A 19,419-nucleotide genomic window follows, 5' to 3' on the forward strand; every position below is an offset into this window, starting at 1 on the left:
GGGTGCCTGAGCCGTTCCGGAGTAGAGCGAGACAGACCAAACGTGAAGAGGCCGGGGCGAGTAGCGCAGACGGGGCGTTGCGGCACTGGACAGCCCGGCGACGCTCGTCTGTCACTCACGAGGAGTAGTGATTGCCCCCGCCCTATCCGCCCTATTCGGCGAAGGTGCGCTGGTCGTGTTGGCTGAAGCTGATGCCGACGTCTGCCGGTGGGTGTGGAGTCACTACCGGAACGTGCGCAGGCTCCATCGTCCTCTGGCCGGCCCCCGAAGCGAGTTCTGAGTCTCGCGTCGGGGAGGAAGCTGTCGCCCTCATTGGGGGCCTCAGGGTCCGCGGGCTCATTTCGGCGCTGTGCGGTTTCGGTAGTTGTGCTGTGTGGACCGTCGTTGCTAGTTTAGGTCATATAAGAGGGGTAAAAATTTAGGAGTAAACGAGTTGCTTGATGGGTTGAAGCCAGGAGACCAGCTCCTGCGGCGTGAGGTGCACGCCCGTTTTGGTGGCCGGCAGCAGGGTGGGATCGGGCCATCGTCGAAGACGCCGGTGGTGTTGTTCTTTACGGACCCGGTTACGGGGCAGAAGCATGGCTATTACGACGGCTGGGACGGCGATGGCTACTTCAACTACGTGGGTGAGGGCCAGACCGGCGACCAGCGCCTGGTGCAGGGCAACAAGAGCATCCTCAACCATCAGGCGGACGGCCGCTCGCTGGAAGGCTTCCTCGCCAGCGGCTCGACCGTCACCTACCTCGGCGAGTTCACGCTCGTCGACCACTACTTCACTGATGCTCACGAAAGCGGCAGCGACGACAGGCGCCAGGTCGTCGTCTTCCGGCTCCGACCGCTTAGCAAAGTGCCCGTGGATATGCCCAACGTGCCGTTCACGCGTGAACGCGTTCCGCAGGTGGAGGTCGTTGCGGTGGAGGAACGCAACACCGAGCGCGCGTTCGTTACCCCGAACCGCGAACCTTACGAGATGGAACGCCGCGAGGCAGATCTGGTGTACCGGTATCGGCAACACCTGCACCGACTCGGTCATGAGGTGCATCGCCTGCGACTGTTACCGCCCGGCGAAACCGCACCGCTGTACTGCGACCTCTGGGACGTGACCGCCCGAACCCTGATCGAAGCGAAAGCCACCGTCAGCCGCGAACACCTACGTACCGCTGTCGGCCAGCTGCTCGACTACGGCCGCTTCGCCAACGCCGACCAACTGGCCGTTCTGGTGCCCAGCCGCCCTCGCCCAGACCTGGTCGCCTACCTCGCCAGCGTCGGCATCACCGCGGTGTACCCCGCCGGTGACGGATGGGAGCAGGCATGACCCCCACCGTCAATCTCGAACGCCGACTCAGCCTGGTGACGGCTGATAGCGGGTGGGTCTGGTGAGCGCCTCAACTCGGGCCCTGTGGCTCGCCGTGATCGTCATCTTGGGACTGCTTGTTGGCGCCGCCGCCGGCGTGATTACCTGGATCAACAACCGCAACCCGTACGCCGGCATCATTGCCGCTGGCGGCGGCTTCGCGGGCACCGTCGCCTTACTGATAGCGATGGCAGCCTTTCTAGCCGCAGGCACCTAAACGTCCGATCCGCCTCGCATGCTCAAGCGCGGTCCTGCACGTGTAGAAAGGCGACGCAGGCAGGAAGCTATTGCGTCTCGTCCAGGCTGCCGGCATCCCGCCCAGAGCGATCTCGTTCCGTCCAGCGGACGATCAGGCGGGCTTGGCGGACACCGGCGAAGCTGGGACGGATGCCATGGATACCAGTGAGGACCTCCGCAGGACGCGGCCATTTTCGCTGGTGACCGTGCCGTCTGCTACCAGCGGCCTCAACGCCGTAATGACATGCTCCGGTCGATAGACGGTTCCCAGGAGCGCGAAATTCCGGAGTTCCTCGACACGTGCTGGCCCGTTGTCTCGCAGCTTCTGGACGAGGAGCCGCGTGAGAGGCCCGAGCTGTGGTTGGTCCAGGTCGAACAAGGTTTCGGCTTGCTCGTCGCGAGGGTCACGAAACCCGACACCCTGGGTACGGTCGACTTCCCACAGGCTGTCTTTCATCTTCTTCACGCCAAGTCGGTGACGTGTCCCGAAAACGAGGTATAGGGGCTGTCCGTGGCGCGGGATCAGCTCGAAGTCCAGCAGGTACGGGAAACCGGCAGCGTGAAGTGCCTGGCGGTAGCAGGTGAGGATGTGGCGGCTCTTCGCTGCGGGAGGCAGGTTCGTCACCGTGCGCCAGGTTGAGTCTCCGCCGAATATCTCGTCGCCGGCTTCGCCGAGGTCGCTGACAAATCTGACGAAGTGCTGCGGGAACAGCGTGACGATGACTTCGCTCGAGACGTTCGTGGCCAGACGCTGGAGAAGCCGGAAGGGCACTGGTGCGTTGCCCCATGAGTCCAGATTGGCGAAGATTGGCTGCCCCCAGGCCCTGACGGCGTCGAGGGTGGCCTCCAGGTGGCTGGTGCACGTGCCCTTGACGATCTTGAGCGGGATCGCGTCTTCTGACCTTGGACGTTCAGGGAATGCCTTTCGAAGGGTGTCCCACAGCATGTCGACGCAGCGCTGGTCGTCATCGACGAACACGAAGCGCGCCACGCCCTTGGTTGCGGGGACCTTGCTGGTGAGGGCCTGCATCGCGATGACTGGTGAACCGAACTCGCCGCCGCTGTAGATGCCCGGCCCGGAGAAGCCTTCGGCATATGTCACCGAGGGATAGGCGTTGGAGCCGTTCAACAGGATAGGAAACCATCGCTCGAGATAGCGCCGGTAGATGTCGTGCTTCGCGCCGGTGTGCTCGTCGCGTGACCACGGCACAGGACCTTTGACCGGCATTCGACCCCCTCGACTACCCATCGTCAGGCATCAGTCTCTCACTGTCACCTACGTGGGGGAAGCCCGGCGTCGTGGGCGGCGTCGAGCCAGGGGAACAGCTCTACTAAGGGTCCGACATAGGAACCGGCATCTCAGAGTGCTCCCTACCGTCGAGTTGCCGACCGCCGGCCTTCGGGGTGTGCCCGCCCCACTGCTTGAAGAAGAAGGCCGTTCCCGCGGCGGCGCACTGATCGCGAAGCCCGCGAACCCAATCCGGGTCCATCGGCCGATGGTTGTATCCGGACTCTCCGCCGGCGATCAGCCAATGGATACCGCCTAGGTCCAGACCGGGCAGCGGACCGAGTAGGGGCTCAGCCGAGATGAAGCGCACCGCGGCGGGCACCTGCTGCAGGTGTTCGACGCGAGCGACCTCGCCGCCGCTCTCGATGCTTACTCCCATCCACACGTTCGGCGGCCAATCCAGCTGTGGGGCAACTTTCGCGAGCCTGGCTGCCCGCTTAGTAAGCACCTGATAGGTGTGCCGCGGAGTGGAACCCATGACCTCGAACACGCGCCGTACGTAGTCGAGCGGGACTCGGGCATGGAAGAGATCCGACATCGAGTTCACGAAAACGACGCGTGGGTCCCGCCATCGTCGCGGAATGTCCAGGGTGTCCTCGTGGATTGAAACATCGAATCCGGGACCGGAGGTCCGTGGGTCGCCGTCGGCTTGGTACTTCGCGGAACCCATGGCCTTCAAGCGTCTTGAGAGGGCAAGGGCGTAGCAATTATCGCAGCCGGCAGAAACCCGATCACAGCCCGTGGTCGGATTCCATGTTGCCTCTGTCCACTCGATCGCACTGCGATCCGCCACTTACCCCACCTCCCCCGAACCGCCATCCTGTCGAACATCCGTACGGCAGGGAAGGGGTTGCCGGCAGTAATACGCGATGGGTACAGCTGGGATGGTCAACGAACCAGGTGCACTTAGGTGGTGGCCTGAAGGACTCAGGCGAGGATCTGCTAGCCAAGGCATCTGTGTCTGACTGCCTATCAGCAGCGCCAGATCCCTCCGGCTAGCTCGGCGCTTCAGCGGTAGCACCCCACCAGGTGGCACCTGAACCGCAATCATCCGTCCCATCGGCCATTTCGACAGCTCACGGATAGTTAACCTGCCCGAGTGCCACTCGTTAACCTGAGCCCTGCTCACCTGCACCTACTCAAAGCCAGCATCACTCTCGTCGGGCGTGCCCACGGTTTCACCGATGAGCAGCGACGCCTCCTCAAAGGCGCTCACAAGGTGCTGTGCAACGCGCTGCGCGGCGAGCATGAACATTTCGACCACCTACGGGCAGCTCCCCGTGACGCCAGCGGCGATGTCACAGCGGACATGACCGTTGAACGACTCGCCGATGCCTGGCTCGACGAGATCCTCATCGAGAACCGGATCAAACGACAGACCGTTGACCACTACGCCAACAACCTGCACTACTGGATCCTGCCCACGATCGGGGACATGACCATCCGGGAGGCCACCGTCGGTGCGCTCGACCGTTACCTCAAGACGCTTGCCAGAACCCATCCTTCCGCAGCGCAGCGCTGTAAGGGCACCCTGTTGCAGATGTTCAGCCTGGCAGTCCGTCACGGAGCAATCCCGGTCAACCCGGTCCGCGATGTTGGCCGGCTGCCAAGACCACGCAAGATTGTTCTCGCCATGACCCTCGACGAGATCGAAAGGGTCCGCCACGCCCTGCACCTATGGCGCACCACCAAAGCCGTTGGACCCAAGAAGAGCCGCGCTTGCACCGACCTGTTTGACCTGCTCCTGGCCACCGGCTGCCGCGTCGGAGAAGCCTGTGCCCTGCGCTGGCAGGACATCGATCTGCATGCCGGAACCCTCACCGTTGCCGGCACCATGGTCTTCCTTAAAGGCAGCGGCTGGGAACGTCAGGACTTTCCCAAAACTGTTGCCGGGCAACGCACTATTTACCTGCCGACCTTCGCCCTGGCGATGCTCAGCCGCCGCCAGACCGAGGAACCCCATTGCCGCGACGACCCCCTGTTTGCCAGCCGCACCGGCACGTTCGTACAACCGGACAACATGCGCCGCTCACTACGCAGCGCGCTACAACGGCAGGCGGACCTGAAGTGGGTGAGTCCCCACGTGTTCCGTAAGACCGTCGCCACCGTGTTGAGTGGACAGGGCCTAGTCACCGAAGCCGCCGCCCAGCTCGGGCACGTCGACGAGAGCATCACCAAGAAGTTCTACATCCAGAAACCAGCGACCGCCCCCGACGTCAGCCACGCCCTGGAACTGCTGATCGGCGGCGGGAATCGTCAATGAGATGACCGTCGGGCGGATAGCTAAACGTGGACCATGCGGGATGCGGGCGGTGCCCGCCGACGTCGTTCACCACTGCGGCAGGACCAATAACGGCTGAGTTTCCTAAACCTCGTCGTCGACGCCGTGCGCGGCCGCGGCCAGCCGCACGTGCTCGCCGGTCAGCGTCCCGGCCGCGCACAACTGCAGCAGCCGTGCCACCGTAGCCGCTCCGCTGCTGTGCGGGATCTGCGGCCCTACGAGCGCGCCGCTACCGGTTCCGTGGCGTGCGGCGATTTTTCAACGCCCAGAACAGGTTGCCCGCGCAGACCAGAGCGCAGGCGCCGAACGTGACCGGCGGCCACCACGCCCCGCCCGGGGTCCACCAAGAGGCAAGCGCCAGCCACGCGAACACGATCAGCAGCACCGTCCAGCCGATTACGAACCACGGCACTCGTCGACCGGCCACACGCCCTCCCCAGCGCTCGTCACAGCGGCCCAGCAAAGGCGGGTCGTCCGGACACATTTTACAGTCAACTACACCCAGAGATCCGCAGGCAACGATGCCGTGCGTTACTCGACGGGTGGAGGCGCGGGTTGTCTGACCCTTATGCGACGTCCCACCCGATGTTTCTCAGGAGGACCTTCGCGGACGCGACCAGGTACAGCGCGAGCTGGTTCTCGCCCTCGGCGAGGATCCGGTTCAGGTTCCGGTTCAACACCGCCCGGACTATCCCTTTCGACTCCGGCGTCTGCTGCTGCAGTTCCCCCTCAACGATCTCGGAATCCCGGCGGATTGCCTCCACGTCGTAGTTCGGTCGGCGCTGCGCCGGGCGCCGCTGCAACGGTGGACCCGTCACCGCCCGCCGCGATGGCTCCCCGTGGCGAACGACAGGTCAGTCCCGGTACAGGGCCGCCCGGGGCTGTGTCGTTGGCGGGGCCATCCACGGACACTCAGTTGGCGTCGACACGGACAGATGCTGACTTCTCCCGCGACATCTAACTGGCGCCCAACAACAGATCCGCGCAGCGAGCCCAGAGCGACTAGAGGCTGATGAGAGAATCGTGCCATGCCGCATGATCACGGTATCTCCGTCGGTTCGGGCTCGGTGCGGGCAGGACTGGACACCAATATCATCCCGCTCGGTGAACGCGCTCTTCGTGGCCTCCTTGACCACGTGATCGCTGTCGGAGACGAGGCTGAGTCGACCTACCTCGAGGTCAAGAGCACCCTTGATATGAACGGCAAGGTCGCCGCAGCAAAGATCGCGAAGTTCCTTCTGGGCGCAGCCAATCGGCGTCCGCGCGAAGCCGCCAGGCACTTCCGTGGGTACGCCGTGTTGGTGATCGGTGCACAGAAGGACGGCGCAGTAGGCGTACCACGCGGGACGGAGGCACACGAACTCGAAGATCGTCTCCGTCCCTACCTTGGACCGCAGTTCCCAGCGTTCGAGTTCGGAAGGATCGGTGTAGACGCGGGGAACGAGGTGCTGTTCGTTATCGCGCAGCCACCGCAGGAAGGGCAGACGATCTTTGCGTGCCATAAGAGTTTTCAGGGAGATGACCGCCGCGACAACCTTGAAGACGGCGCGATATACGTACGGGGCACCAGCAACACCCGGCCGGCTCGCTCCGGCGAGGTCGAGGCACTCGTCGAACGAGCGCGCGGTGGCGGGAAGCCGCCGATCGCACTCGAGGTTGAGGTGCTTGGTCCCATCTGCCGAGTTGACCGTGTAGAGGAGGTCCTGGAAACTCTTCGCGGCTACGAAAAAGAGCAGGTCGGCAAGGAACCAGAGCTCGCGACGGACGCGTTCGCGGCAACATCCATTCGGCTGGCCTCAAGCGTCTTCGGCGGAACAGCGCACCTGACCGCAGAGGATCGTGAGCATGCATTGGACACGTGGCGGAAAGGCAGAGCCCAGCATATCGCGAGAGGCCGCTTGCACTTCTTGGGAGTCGCGCTCACGGGTGTTGGCGTTCGTGTCGTCAGCCGGGACAGGTTCGTCGCCAAGCCACACCTGATCGTGACCTTCCACGGCTGTGAGCTGCTCGACTACCTCGCTCCTGATGACGCGGACTACACAACGGCGGTCGAACCCATTCTTCGCGAGAGTCGTCCGCTCGAAGCGCCCATCGACTTCGCCGCCCTGCGAGCCCAATCCCAGGACTACCCCGTGACATGGCGCAATCGCGGCGACGACGCCGAAGTCGTGCTGACACCGGAGTCGTTTCGTCCGAACGTACCCTGGACGAGCGACCAGGACGACTACGTAATTGTCACGAGGGATTCCCAGACCACCTCGGTAGACATCACTTGGGTCCTCACCGAGGACGGCAATGATGAGGTGACCAGCGGCGCTCTCAAACTGCCGACCAACGAACTCATCGACGCAGCCGACCTATTCAGCTCGCTGTTCCTCAGAGAGGACTGACACGGCAAATCCCCGTTGCCTGCGTCATCCCGATCCGGAATCCACCCACCAAACGGATGACCCACGCTCCGAGCAAGGCCAAACGGACGTTCGATAGGCGGGCGGCAAACGATATCTGGCCGTCACCAGTGCCCGACCACCTTGGCTTGGCCGCCAGGCGCACAACATGCCACAGGCCGGGCTCGGCACGATCTTTCTTGCTACGGCTGATGACCCCGGGAGCCAGAGTGGATCCCTCGCTGGCGGGGGAGCAGCGACATAGTAAAACGTACCCTTCTGAGATGACCGGCTGGCGAGCTCATGCTCCCAGACGTGCTCCCACCCCAAGGCCTTGTCGGCCTCCTGCGGGGAATTGGTCCTCTCGTCTGATCCGGGCTTCGGAACCGGGCCGAGGTCTCGTCTGCCAGGGGAGCAGTATGGCTCCAGTCGGCGAGCATGTTCGAGCAGCTCAACGCCCGTTCGCGTCGACCATGGGGAGCACCACGACGATGAATTCGATGTCCCCGGCAGGGGTCATACCGGACTGCTCCCCAAATCGACGATCGACAGGGGAGCAGGCGGGGTTGAAATCAGCACCGCCGAACAACGCCGAACGGCGTTCAGCAGCGCCGGACGACGGTGGTTCACCAGCATCGATTTGCATTTTGCCTGGTCATCGACTTGATCGGGCTACGTTCACACCGGAGAGGTCACTGGTTCGATCCCAGTATCGCCCACGAGTATTCCTAGCTGCGAAGGCGCTCGGTCTTGTGATCTACAAGGCCGGGCGTTTTGTCATGCTTGGGGGAGCAGACTGGGAGCAGCGCCTTGACTCCCGAAGAGACCTCCTTCGAGGACGCTCGCTGACTGGGATGTCGAGCAGCGTTCAACAGCACTAAACGGCTTTCAAGGTCCTCGTGCGGTGGTGACCACTCCTGTCGTTGCTCCCGTGACCACTACCTGCTTTGCGAAGTGGTCAGGTGCCGTGCCGGGTAGCGCCGTAGGGTGGCGTACGTAGTCCAGTGGCGGTCAACAGCATCGCCCCGGCTTGACTCGCCTGCGGTGTATCACCGAATGCCGCCCGCGCGGGCTGACCGCCACTCGGCGGCCGGAGTGCTCTGTTGAGCGTTCGGCGAGCTGGCTGACGTCTTGCTGACGATGTTGATCAGTCACTCGATGATGCGTTGTGACCGCGCAGCGGCGCATGATGGGCCAGGTGATCCAGCCGCGCCTTTGATGAAGCCGAAGCCGGCACCGTTGGCTGGAGGCGCAGGTACTGCCAGCGTTCGCTGAGCGGATCCTTCCCGTCGAGACCGTGGTCGCGTGACGTAGCCCCGCTCTGCACGTTTCCGATGCGCGGCCGGTTCGGGATCCGCTCGCTGGGGCGACCGCACTCATGCACGGCATGCCGGTCGTCACTCGCAACGTGGCCGAGCCCGTGCGTCCGTCATCGCGGCGAATGAGTTGGTCGTTATGACGTTGCGTTCGAAATTTGGTGCAGGATCCATAGAGACTCGTTTGCCTTGTGCCAGTTCGGCCAGTCAACATTTGGCCAGCCCGATGTGCGCTGGAGCTGCAGGTGCCGTTTCCGGAGGGCGCTCAGCTGTTCAAGGGGTACGCGACTGACGTCGCCGCCGGCCTCCAGGACGGATGATGCGAGGCGGATGACATCGGCATCTGCGTGCCTGATTCGATCCGGCTTCTTCAACAGGAACCCCAGGGCGAAGGTCGCGGCCCGTTGCGAATCGCCGTACCAGTAGAGCTGCAGCGTGGGGTCGGTGTCCGACGATCGGGGGGTGCGCCACCCGAGCCGTTTTGCCTGTTTCCGGCGGGCGGCATACGCGTTTACCTCCGCCAGCCACAACCGACGACTCTCCGTCAGCGTGTCCAGCGCTCGGAGTAACGCGATCTCGTCACGGCGAACGGCTCCGGCGACATGGTTGAGGTAACCGAACGTCGCCAGAAACCCCAGAGGCTGGTAGCGCTGGACGCATCCGGCCAGGGCGTTGACCCGCCGCCCATAGGGCAAGGAGCCGTCTCTCACCTTGCGGGCGTAGGTTCCGAAACTCACAAGGCAAGGTTATGTGCCGTGGCCATCGATTAACGTGCGGGCGCATGCTGCCGTGTACGGATCCGCGCACCGCGTACACCGGAAAGCGGCCATGAGAGTGTCGTCGCCCCAGGATGATATTTGTGCGATCCAGGTTGCCGTCGACCAGGCCGATACGAACTGCCGGTGTCGTCCATCGCCTCGTTGTACAGCGTCAAGGTCGGTGACCTGCCGGCGATTGCCAGCGCCACTGACTCAGCGAGCGTGCGCGCCGACATTGGCACCGGTCCGAATCCTTGACTGGTCTCGGCGGGTCACGAGTTCTACATCGTGAAGGGTGCCTTCGCCATACGGGAGGTCCTGGAGAACTTCAGCGGCGGCCGGGTGATCATCGGGGTGACCTCGACGCCGTTCAAGTGCCCGCCCGCGCCGAGCGAGACAGCGCCGATGGTGCACGACTATCTGACCGCCCGTGGGCTCCGCGACAAATCAGAGATCGTCCTGGTCATGCCGCTGGGCGCGCCCATTCCGCCGTCGCCGGCCGCGTCGCAGGCCCTGCTCGCCGCGTTCGCCGGACGCGGCATCAGCTGGCATCCCGATCGCCTGGTACGCGAACTCGACGGGCTCGCTCACTCAGCCCAGCGGCGGTAGCCGGGTGCGTGAGCGGGCGCCCCGGGAGTGAGGCTGCCTGAAGGGGGCCGATCATCCGGGTGCGGCATCCGCCCCGAAGTCGATGGACTTGATGTTTTTTCGGTCGCAGCCTGGACGGTGGACCGGACTGGCCGCGGTCCTCGCCCCTGGGCCTGGACGTGAACGTGCTCGGCGGAGGCGACGACCTTGCAGTCGGCCCGGCATCGATGGGCGGCTGTTCCTGGAGGAACCCGTCCGTGACCGTATCGGGGAAGGGGTAAGACCCATGACATCCCAGGCAAGGGGCCTGAGCGACGCCAACCTGTTCGACATCCGTGGGCCGATGCAGATCAACTATTCGGCATCCAGCATCAAGGGTGTGCCGCTGCTGACGTACAAGGACGCGGTGTTGAACGTGAATTTTGAGAACGAGGACATCACACGGCTGGCCACGCCCGGTGGTGGTGAGCTGGTGACCGTGACTCTGCAAAGGGTCGAGGACGCGTTCGTCCGCAACCTGACCCTGGTCGTGCCGCTGGTGCGGCTGGGCAGGGGCGACACCGTGGAGTTCGAGACGCTCGTCGTCGAGACCCTCGACCGTTCGCAGGCGTTCGTCGGCACGCCGGGGCCGGCCGGTGCCCTGCAGAGCTACCTGGTCCACCAGGTTCGAGGCTCCGCGCAGGCCGTCGACTTCTGAGCGGAGCGACGAGCGAACGCTGCCGATCCCGGGGCGCCACCGCGGCGCTCCGGGATCCGCCGCCCGACCCCCTCCGTATGCCGGATCATCCGACCCACTGCCGTCGCCCAGCCGATTGACGCTGGTCCATGCGTCTGTCTACGTTCCGGAACAGCACTCGTTACTGGACCGGCCCACATTCCGGCCGGTCGGTCCTGCGCAGTTCACCGGCGCGACAAGGGCCAGCACCCAAGAGTTCCGTCCGCCACGCCGGCGGCGGCGTGGCGCATGCCAATGGGAACGAGGCACGACATGGCGGTATCTGGCAACCGTCGGCACAGCCGTGGACCGCTGTTCGCGGCGATGACCGTCCTACTGACCATCATCACCGTCGGGCTGGTGGGAGTTCCGACGTCGCAGGCCAAGGGTAAGCCCACCATCACCAGGGAGGCGTTCGGCAGCGTCGGTGGCCGGGGCGTCGACCGGTACACGTTGACCAATGGTGATCTGCGGGTCCGGATCCTCACCTACGGCGGGATCCTGCAGACCGTGGAGACGCCCGACCGGCACGGCCGGCGCGCCAACGTGACGCTCGGCTTCAAGGATCTCCAGGGTTACCTGGACAGCAAGAACGCCCCGTACTTCGGCGCCCTGATCGGCCGGTACGGCAACCGCATCGCCGGTGGCCGGTTCGTGCTCGACGGCACGACCTACCAGCTGGCCACCAACAACGCGCCCAACCATCTGCACGGTGGCAACGTCGGCTTCGACAAGCGGGTGTGGGACGCGACCGCGGTGACCGGCCGTGACAGTGTCGGGCTGCGGCTCACCTACGTCAGCCCGGACGGGGAAGAGGGTTACCCGGGCACGCTGCGGACCACAGTCACCTACACCGTCACCTCGGATCAGGAGATCCGGATCGACTATCACGCCACCACGAACCGGCCGACCATCGTGAACCTGACCAACCACGCGTACTGGAATCTGGGTGGCGAGGGAACCGGCACCATCGAGGACCACCGGCTGCAGATCAACGCCGGCAGGTACACGCCGGTCGACGCCACGCTGATCCCGACCGGGGCGATCGCCGCGGTGGCCGGCACGCCGATGGACTTCACCCGGCCCACGCCGATCGGCGCCCGCATCCGGAGCGATTTCCAACAGCTGGTGTACGGGCGCGGCTACGACCACAACTGGGTGCTGAAGGGCCGTTTCGCGGCACAGGCGACCGACCCGGCGAGCGGACGCCGGCTCACGATCTACACGACCGAGCCGGGCCTGCAGTTCTACGCGGGCAACTTCCTCGACGGGACCCTGTACGGCACCAGCGGCCACGCCTACCGCCAGGGTGACGGGTTCGCGCTGGAAACCCAGCACTATCCCGACTCCCCGAACCACGCGAACTTCCCGTCGACAGTGCTGAGGCCGGGCCAGGTCTATGCGACGACGACAATCTACCGATTCAGCGAGGCTTAGATGCCCACCATCCATCCCAAGATCGAAGAAGCGGTCTCCACGCTGGACCTGAATCCCGTGACCCGGCGGCGCCTGCTGTCCGGAACCGGCCTGTTCAGCGCGTCCCTCGCCGCGGGCGCTCTGCTGAGCGGCTGCAGTCAGCAGGAGGACGAGCCGACCGGGGGCACCGGCAATTTCCCGGCCACCCCGAAATGGAAGTTCACGTTCGTCAACCACGTGACGACCAACCCGTTCTTCACACCCACCCAGTACGGCATGGAGGACGCCGCCACCCTGCTCGGCATCGAGAAGCCGCAGTGGACGGGATCGCAGAACTCGATCGTCGCCGAGATGGTCAACGCGACGAACACCGCGGTCAGCGCCAAGGTGGACGGGATCGCGATCGCTGTCGTCGACCAGAACGCGTTCCGCGGCCCGGTCGACAAGGCGCTCGACGCCGGCATCCCGGTGGTCTCCTACAACGCCGACGGTGCCCGTGCCGATCCGGGCACGAACCGGCTCGCCTACATCGGGCAGGGCCTGTACGAGTCCGGTTATGAGCTGGGCCAGCGGGCGCTACAGGTGGTCGAGTCCGGTGAGGTGGCCGGGTTCATCGCCACGCCGGGCGCGCTCAACATCCAGCCCCGCATCGACGGAGCGCAGCAGGCGATCAAGGACTCCGGCAAGCCGATCACGTTCACGCCGGTCGCGACGAACGCCGACGTGACCCGCGGCCTGTCGATCATCGACGCCTACGCACAGGGGCATCAGAACCTGGCCGGCATGCTCGCCGTGGACGCCGGTTCCACCTCGTCGGTCGGGCAGACCGTCAAGAAGTACGACATGCGGGCGAAGGGCCTGAAGGTGGCCGGCGGCTTCGACCTGATTCCGGAGACTCTGACCGGCATCAAGGAGGGCAACCTGGACTACACCATCGACCAGCAGCCCTATCTTCAGGGCTTCCTGCCCGTACTCGCGCTTTACCTCTACAAGCTCTCCGGCGGGCTGCTGGCGCCGAGTGAGACGAACACGGGGCTGCTCTTCGTCACGAAGGACAACGTGGTTCCGTACCAGGACACCAAGACCCGTTATCAGGGTTCGGCCACCGACCAGGTCCTCGTTCCGCGCAGCGGGCCGATTCCGCATGGCTGAAGCCACCACCAGAACAGGGGCTGGCCGCCGTCTGCGGGACGGATTCCTGCGCCGCCGCGAAGCGAGCGTGCTGCTCGTTGCGCTCGGACTGATGATCTATTTCCGGGCGGCCAGCCCGGTCTTCCTCACCCGGAACAACCTGGTGAACATCGCACAGGCCACCGCGCCGGTCGCGATCGTCGCCGTCGGTATCGTCCTGCTGCTGGTCAGCGGTGAGATCGACCTCTCCGTCGGTATCGTGGCCGCCCTGGCCCCGTTCGTACTGCACTTCGCGATCGACCTCTACGGCCAGCCGGCCCTGGCCGGACTGCTCGTGGCTCTGCTCGTCTCGGCCGGCATCGGCCTGTTCAACGGCGCGATCGTCACCCAGTTGAAGGTGCCGTCGTTCGTCACCACGCTGGGCACGTTCTTCGCGGTCCAGGGCATCCTGCTGATCACCTCGCACGCGTACCCGGTGGCGATCCCCGAACCGGCCACGGGCACTTTCCAGACCTGGCTGGGCGCCGGCCCATGGGCGAGCATCTCGTGGGCGCTCGTCATCGTCGCGGTCTTCCACGTGATCCTCACCCGGACCCGGTGGGGGTTGCACACCATCTCGGTCGGCGGCAACCCGGTGGGCGCCACCGAAGCCGGCATCCGGGCCTCCCGCATCAAGATCGGGAACTTTGTGGTGACGAGCACGCTCGGCGGCTTCGCCGGGATCCTGGAGGCCTTCCGGATCAACACGATCGACCCGAACATCGGCGGCGGCACGACGCTGACCTTCTACGCCATCTCGGCCGCGGTCATCGGCGGCACCGCCCTGGCCGGCGGCTCCGGCACCATCGTCGGCGCCTTCCTCGGCGCGCTGGTGCTCGCCGAGCTGCAGAACGGGTTCAACCTGATCGGCTACAGCGCCAACACGATCTACCTGATCCTGGGCCTGGCCATTCTGGTCTCGATGATCGCCAACCAGTATCTGTCACGACTCCGCCGGACCGGGAGGACATGATGCCGGACGGGATCGATGCTCTTCAGGTCGTCAACGTGGCGAAACGCTTCGGTGCCCTGACCGCGCTCCGCGACGTGAACCTGCGGGTAGCCAAGGGCGAGGTGCTCGGCCTGATCGGCGACAACGGCGCCGGCAAATCCACCCTCATGAAGATCATCTGCGGCTTTCACCGGCCGGACGCCGGCCAGATCGTCGTCAACGGCACCGAGGTGGCGCTGCGCAGCGTCGACCACGCGCGGTCCCTCGGCATCGACACCGTCTACCAGGACCTGGCGCTGATCAACGAACTCTCCGTCTACCACAACATGTTCCTCAACCGGGAGATCGTGCGCTGGCCGCTGCTCAACAACCGGGCGATGCGCCGCCGGGCCGAGGAACAGCTGAGGGACATGGGTGTCGACCTGCCCGATGTCACGGTGGAGGTGGCCAAACTCTCCGGCGGGCAGCGCCAGGCCATCGCGGTGGCCCGATCGGTCTACTCCGACGCCCGGATCCTGCTGCTGGACGAGCCGCTCGCCGCGATGGGCGCCAAGGAGGGCGCCCTGATCCTCGACCTGATCCGCGATCTCAAGCAGCGCGGCCAGGTGTCGATCATCATCATCGCCCACAACTACGCCCAGGTCCTGGACGTCTGCGACCGGGTGAACCTGCTCCGCCACGGCGAGATCACCTTCGACAAGCGTGCCGAGGACACGTCCCTCGAGGAACTGACCGATCTGGTGATCGCCGAATACCGCCGCAAGTCATGAAGGTGCGCTTTTCCAAGATCAAATTCAGGGGTACGCAGGAAGCGCTCGCCCCTGACGGACGTGTTGCGCCTGCCCCGCTGACTCGCCGCAGGAGGTGCCTAGGACCTCGTGCGCGCTGATCCGGCCGCCCGTGCTCGCCGACGGGTCGCCAGCAGGACGCCGAGACCGATGGCGATCAGTCCGGTGAGCAGCAGGGGAGTGGTGCCGACGCCCATGACGGCGGGCTCCTCCGCCATGGTGCCGGTGATCCAGTCGTTCAGGTTGTCGAGGCGGGCGCTGAAATCCGGGCCCGTGTGCGGGCAGCCCGGCCCGCTGCTGACCACCGCCACCAGCACCGGCGCCTCGCCGGGCGCCTCGCGGAAGTACGGCCCCCCGGAATCGTGCGGGCACGGGCTGGTGTCCGGGCGCGGGGAGCGCCCCGACGTCTCCAGCAGCGAGTCCCCGATCGCGTCGACAGCGAACTCGCCGGTCTGCAGCCGTGACGCCGGTGCGGTGTCGCCGCCCCGCGTGGTCAGGCCGAAACCGGTCAGTCGCAGCACCTCGCCGACGGCGGGCGGGCCGGTGGCGACGCGGATCGGGGTCACGCCGGTGACCGGCTCGGCGAGTTCGGCGAGAGCCACGTCGGCGCCGTCGGCCTGGTGGACGGCGACGACCTCAACCTCGTACCCGTCCCGGCCGCGCAGGTCGGTGCGGCCGACGGTGGCGGTGGTCCGCTCGGCCACCAGGCGGTCGACGTGCTGGTCGCCGACGCGGAAGCAGTGCCCAGCGGTGATGACCCAGCGTGGTGCGATGAGCGCGCCGGAGCAGGAACTGTCCCGGGTGGTGCCGTCCTCGGCGGGCAGGCCGGTCATGGTGAGCAGGACCGAGAAGCGGTGGGCGCCGTCGGGGGCGTCCTCGCCGTACGCTATCGCCGCGGCGGGCTCTGCTCCCCAGGCAACGGCAACCGCGGTTACCAGGAGAGCCAGCAGGCAATCCTTCATAATCCTCAGCAAGAGAGACCATCCGTACGTCGGCCGGCAGGTGCCGACCATGGTGCTGATCGCGTCGTCCGGCGAGCGTCAGCGGCGCCTTTATGAATCCCTTACCTTCGGTGTGCGAGCCTGGCGGGCGGCCGCGGTGGCGAGTCCGGCGGGCAGACGCGAGCCTGGCGGGCGGCTGCGGTGGCGAGTCCGGCGGGCGGACGCGAGCCTGGCGGGCGGCCGCGGTGGCGAGTCCGGCGGGCAGACGCGAGCCTGGCCCGGCAGCGATCGGGGGAACGGAGAGGGCACAGGATGCGGGTGCTGGTGGCGGACGACGAACGGCTGCTGGCCGACACGGTGGCCCAGGGTCTGCGCCGGCTGTCGATGGCCGTCGACGTCGTTTACGACGGGGACAGCGCCGTGGAACGGCTCGGCGTCAACCGTTACGACGTCGCCGTCGTGGACCGGGACATGCCGGGGCGCACCGGCGACGAGGTGTGCCGGTGGATCGTCGAGTCCGGCGACGACACCAAGATCCTGCTGCTGACCGCTGCCGCCGGCATCCGCGACCGGGTCGAGGGGCTCGGCCTGGGCGCCGACGACTACCTGACCAAGCCGTTCGCGTTCGCCGAGCTCGCCGCCCGGGTGCAGGCGCTGTCGCGCCGCTCGGGCCAGGCGTTGCCGCCGGTGCTGGAACAGGACGGGATCGTGCTGGACAGCACCCGGCACAGCGCGACGCGCGACGGGCAGCTGCTGTCGCTGTCGTCGAAGGAGTATGCCGTGCTGCACGTGCTGATGCGCGCCGGCGGCAGCGTGGTGAGCAGCGAGGACCTGCTGGAACAGGCGTGGGACGAGCACGCCGACCCGTTCACCAACAGTGTCCGCATGACGGTGATGACCCTGCGGCGCAAGCTGGGCGATCCCCAGATCATCCATACCGTACGCGGAGCCGGCTATCGGCTGGGCGCATGAGCACCCGGTCCCCGGCGCGGCGCATCCTGCTCCTCTGCGCCGTCGTCCTGGTCGTCGCTCAGACCGCACCGCTGGGCGCCGACCTGGTCCTGGCCCTGTGGTACGAGATCGGGCCCGACTGGTGCCAGGGGCCGCCGCTGATGGCACCGGCCGCCGACGCCTCGCTCCTGTGCGTCCAGATCTTCCGGCGGCCCACCATCATCGAGGTGCTCGCGCTGTTCCCGGTGCTCGCGGTCATGCTCGTCGTCTGCCTTCCCGCTGTCCGCTGGTGCCTGCGGCCGCTGCGTGACGTGGTCGGCGTGATCGCCGCGGTCGGACCGCAGAACCTCGGTCACCGGCTGCGCCTCGGCACGAGCCAGGACGAGATGGCAGTGCTCGGCCGCACCATCGACGACATGATGGACCGGATCGCTGTCGGCTACGAGGCCCAGCGCCGTTTCGCCGCGGACGCCTCGCACGAGCTGCGCACCCCGCTCGCCGTCCAGCGGACGCTGATCGAGGTCGGTATGACCGGCGGCGACCTCACCCCGGACCAGTTGCAGCTGCTCACGGCGCAGCTGCTGGCCACCAACGAACGCAACGAGCGGCTGATCGAGGGGCTGCTGGTGCTGAGCGAGAGCGATCGCGGGCTGGTGACCCGGTCGCCGCTGCGGCTCGACGAGATCACGGCGGGGGTGCTGGAGGCGTACCGGGCGCGGGCCGCGGAAGCCGGCGTGACGATCACCAGCCGCCTCCAGCCGCGGGTCGTGCTCGGTGAACAGGTCCTGCTGGAACGGCTGGTCGGCAACCTGGTGCAGAACGCGCTCAAGTACAACCGGCCGGACGGCACCCTCGACGTCCAGGTCGGCGACGACCCGGCCCTGGTCGTCGTCAACACCGGCGACGACGTGCCCGCCGACGAGGTCGGCGCCCTGTTCGAGCCGTTCCGCCGCCGGTCCGCCTCCCGCATCGACCACAGCGGCGGCGCGGGTCTGGGCCTGTCCATCGCCCGTTCGATCACCCAGGCACACGAGGGCCTCATCACCGCCTCCTCCACCGGCCGCGACGGCCTCCGCGTCCAGGTCTCCTTCCCCGAAGCCGCCGAGAACCAGCCCCATTCCCGTTGACGGCAAGGTGGTTGCACTTTTTTCACTTTGAGGGAAGATGGGTGGTGGGGTAGGGCCGGAAGGCGAGGTGGAGCGTGGCGACGGAAGCGACGATGCCGAGGGATGCGGAACGTCCCTTGCTGGCCGAGTTGGCCGGGCTGCTCCACGACGGCACAGGCGATTTGGTGATCAGCCGGGGCGGCGCCCAGGTCGACGTTCCGCTCTCCGCGCGCGAGGTGCTCACCAGGATCGCTGATGTTCTGGCCTCCGGCCGAGGTGTGGCGATCGTTCCCGTCGATCGGGAGCTGACGACCACCGAGGCGGCAGCGCTGCTCGGGGTGTCGCGCCCGACGCTCATCAAGTTGCTCGAGGCTGGCGAAATCGGCTACATCCGGCCGAGTTCGTCGCGTCGCATTCCACTGGAGCAGGTGCTGGCCTACCGGGATCGTCGCGCTCAGACCCGGCGCGCCATCCTCGACGACCTGACCGCCGACGCCGTCGAGATGGGAATGTACGGCGACCCGGCACCATCCGAGACGGACGACGCGGCCTGACGCGTGACGATGATCGCGGTACTGGACGCCAACGTTCTGATACCCAACGCGCTGTGTGATCTCCTGCTTCGGCTGGCCGAAGAGGAGCTTTACCAACCCCGCTGGTCGCCGGCCATCCTTGACGAGGTCAGACGGCACGTACCGGTTTCGCCCGCGGCGATCGAACGACGGATCGCGTGCATGAACGCCGCGTTCGAGGACGCGCTGGTCACCGGATATGAGTCGCTGATCGGCCAGATGGACAACGATCCCAAGGACCGGCACGTCCTCGCGGCGGCGGTGACCGCCGGGGCGGATTCAATCATCACGTGCAACCTGCGAGACTTTTCTCCGGCCGCCTGCCGGCCCCATGGCGTGGTCGCCGAACATCCCGATGTGGTTCTGCTGGATCTATGGGCTCGCGAGCCACGAACTCTGCTCAGGGTTCTCGGCGAACAGGCAAACAGCACCGGTCGTCGAGGCGTGCCGTTGACCGTCCATCAGATCCTTGACTATCTCGGCAGTGCCGGAGCGCGGGAGTTCGCCGCTGCGGTCAGGCGCAGAGTTTTGCCGCAGGTCGAGGATCTGCCCAAGCTGGGGTAGCCGGGCCCCGCCGGCCGGGGTGGAAGGCCGGCCGG

At 66.1% G+C, this 19,419-nt stretch carries 20 protein-coding genes; 14 read left to right on the top strand and 6 right to left on the bottom strand.

Annotated features, from left to right (window positions below):
- The first annotated feature begins 433 nt into the window (after positions 1–433).
- Positions 434–1,315, top strand: a complete 882-nt coding sequence (locus ACFQV6_RS02860; RefSeq protein ID WP_378025683.1) for a hypothetical protein — start codon at positions 434–436, stop codon at positions 1,313–1,315.
- 61 nt (positions 1,316–1,376) lie between these two features.
- Entirely contained in the window at positions 1,377–1,571 is a 195-nt protein-coding gene (locus tag ACFQV6_RS02865) for a hypothetical protein (protein WP_378025684.1), read from the top strand.
- A 132-nt stretch (positions 1,572–1,703) separates the two neighbouring features.
- Here ACFQV6_RS02865 and ACFQV6_RS02870 read toward each other — a convergent pair whose 3' ends face one another.
- Together ACFQV6_RS02870 and ACFQV6_RS02875 are read right to left on the bottom strand one after the other, a co-directional pair.
- Positions 1,704–2,819 (bottom strand): three-Cys-motif partner protein TcmP, encoded by a 1,116-nt coding sequence (locus ACFQV6_RS02870; RefSeq protein WP_378025685.1) that lies wholly within the window; start codon positions 2,817–2,819, stop codon positions 1,704–1,706.
- A gap of 103 nt (positions 2,820–2,922) precedes the next feature.
- Complete coding sequence (locus ACFQV6_RS02875) at positions 2,923–3,672, bottom strand: DUF5131 family protein (RefSeq protein WP_378025686.1); 750 nt, start codon at positions 3,670–3,672, stop codon at positions 2,923–2,925.
- A gap of 306 nt (positions 3,673–3,978) precedes the next feature.
- On the opposite strand from ACFQV6_RS02875, the gene ACFQV6_RS02880 reads away from it, so the two are divergent.
- Positions 3,979–5,142, top strand: a complete 1,164-nt coding sequence (locus ACFQV6_RS02880; RefSeq protein ID WP_378025687.1) for a tyrosine-type recombinase/integrase — start codon at positions 3,979–3,981, stop codon at positions 5,140–5,142.
- A 247-nt stretch (positions 5,143–5,389) separates the two neighbouring features.
- Here ACFQV6_RS02880 and ACFQV6_RS02885 read toward each other — a convergent pair whose 3' ends face one another.
- Positions 5,390–5,587, bottom strand: coding sequence for a hypothetical protein (locus tag ACFQV6_RS02885; RefSeq protein ID WP_146616993.1), 198 nt, complete (start codon positions 5,585–5,587; stop codon positions 5,390–5,392).
- A 601-nt stretch (positions 5,588–6,188) separates the two neighbouring features.
- Here ACFQV6_RS02885 and ACFQV6_RS02890 point away from each other — a divergent pair.
- The gene (locus ACFQV6_RS02890; RefSeq protein WP_378025688.1) at positions 6,189–7,550 is read left to right on the top strand and encodes a hypothetical protein; all 1,362 of its coding nucleotides are present in this window, start codon (positions 6,189–6,191) and stop codon (positions 7,548–7,550) included.
- A gap of 448 nt (positions 7,551–7,998) precedes the next feature.
- Here ACFQV6_RS02890 and ACFQV6_RS02895 read toward each other — a convergent pair whose 3' ends face one another.
- Together ACFQV6_RS02895 and ACFQV6_RS02900 are read right to left on the bottom strand one after the other, a co-directional pair.
- Positions 7,999–8,193: a hypothetical protein gene (locus ACFQV6_RS02895; protein ID WP_378025689.1), complete on the bottom strand. Its 195-nt coding sequence runs from the start codon at positions 8,191–8,193 to the stop codon at positions 7,999–8,001.
- Between the two features lie 807 nt (positions 8,194–9,000).
- A complete protein-coding gene (locus ACFQV6_RS02900) occupies positions 9,001–9,600 on the bottom strand; it encodes a hypothetical protein (protein WP_378025690.1) in 600 nt (199 codons plus the stop codon).
- A gap of 309 nt (positions 9,601–9,909) precedes the next feature.
- On the opposite strand from ACFQV6_RS02900, the gene ACFQV6_RS02905 reads away from it, so the two are divergent.
- The 6 genes from ACFQV6_RS02905 to ACFQV6_RS02930 all read left to right on the top strand — a co-directional run bounded on the left by ACFQV6_RS02905 (position 9,910) and on the right by ACFQV6_RS02930 (position 15,232).
- Positions 9,910–10,230, top strand: coding sequence for a hypothetical protein (locus tag ACFQV6_RS02905; protein WP_378025691.1), 321 nt, complete (start codon positions 9,910–9,912; stop codon positions 10,228–10,230).
- Positions 10,231–10,495: 265 nt separating this feature from the next.
- Positions 10,496–10,906 (top strand): hypothetical protein, encoded by a 411-nt coding sequence (locus ACFQV6_RS02910; protein WP_378025692.1) that lies wholly within the window; start codon positions 10,496–10,498, stop codon positions 10,904–10,906.
- 291 nt (positions 10,907–11,197) lie between these two features.
- Positions 11,198–12,361, top strand: a complete 1,164-nt coding sequence (locus ACFQV6_RS02915; RefSeq protein WP_378025693.1) for an aldose epimerase family protein — start codon at positions 11,198–11,200, stop codon at positions 12,359–12,361.
- Positions 12,362–13,492, top strand: coding sequence for a sugar ABC transporter substrate-binding protein (locus ACFQV6_RS02920; RefSeq protein WP_378025694.1), 1,131 nt, complete (start codon positions 12,362–12,364; stop codon positions 13,490–13,492). It abuts the gene before it with no gap.
- Positions 13,485–14,483, top strand: a complete 999-nt coding sequence (locus ACFQV6_RS02925; RefSeq protein WP_378025695.1) for an ABC transporter permease — start codon at positions 13,485–13,487, stop codon at positions 14,481–14,483. Before ACFQV6_RS02920 ends, ACFQV6_RS02925 begins: the two co-directional genes overlap by 8 nt.
- Positions 14,483–15,232: an ATP-binding cassette domain-containing protein gene (locus tag ACFQV6_RS02930; protein ID WP_378025696.1), complete on the top strand. Its 750-nt coding sequence runs from the start codon at positions 14,483–14,485 to the stop codon at positions 15,230–15,232. Before ACFQV6_RS02925 ends, ACFQV6_RS02930 begins: the two co-directional genes overlap by 1 nt.
- 98 nt (positions 15,233–15,330) lie before the next feature.
- Here ACFQV6_RS02930 and ACFQV6_RS02935 read toward each other — a convergent pair whose 3' ends face one another.
- Positions 15,331–16,212, bottom strand: a complete 882-nt coding sequence (locus ACFQV6_RS02935) for a S1 family peptidase (RefSeq protein ID WP_378025697.1) — start codon at positions 16,210–16,212, stop codon at positions 15,331–15,333.
- Between the two features lie 291 nt (positions 16,213–16,503).
- On the opposite strand from ACFQV6_RS02935, the gene ACFQV6_RS02940 reads away from it, so the two are divergent.
- From ACFQV6_RS02940 to ACFQV6_RS02955, 4 genes are all read left to right on the top strand, one after another.
- On the top strand, positions 16,504–17,163 hold the full coding sequence (locus tag ACFQV6_RS02940; RefSeq protein ID WP_378025698.1) for a response regulator transcription factor: 660 nt from the start codon (positions 16,504–16,506) through the stop codon (positions 17,161–17,163).
- Positions 17,160–18,269 carry an ATP-binding protein gene (locus tag ACFQV6_RS02945; protein WP_378025699.1) on the top strand — a complete coding sequence of 370 codons (1,110 nt, stop codon included), beginning with the start codon at positions 17,160–17,162 and terminating at the stop codon, positions 18,267–18,269. Before ACFQV6_RS02940 ends, ACFQV6_RS02945 begins: the two co-directional genes overlap by 4 nt.
- A 74-nt stretch (positions 18,270–18,343) precedes the next feature.
- Positions 18,344–18,802, top strand: a complete 459-nt coding sequence (locus ACFQV6_RS02950; RefSeq protein ID WP_378025700.1) for an excisionase family DNA-binding protein — start codon at positions 18,344–18,346, stop codon at positions 18,800–18,802.
- A gap of 9 nt (positions 18,803–18,811) precedes the next feature.
- Positions 18,812–19,384: a PIN domain-containing protein gene (locus ACFQV6_RS02955; RefSeq protein ID WP_378025701.1), complete on the top strand. Its 573-nt coding sequence runs from the start codon at positions 18,812–18,814 to the stop codon at positions 19,382–19,384.
- Positions 19,385–19,419 lie beyond the last annotated feature (35 nt).

It is taken from the genome of Actinoplanes sp. GCM10030250, from assembly GCF_042666575.1.
GTDB lineage: Bacteria > Actinomycetota > Actinomycetes > Mycobacteriales > Micromonosporaceae > Actinoplanes.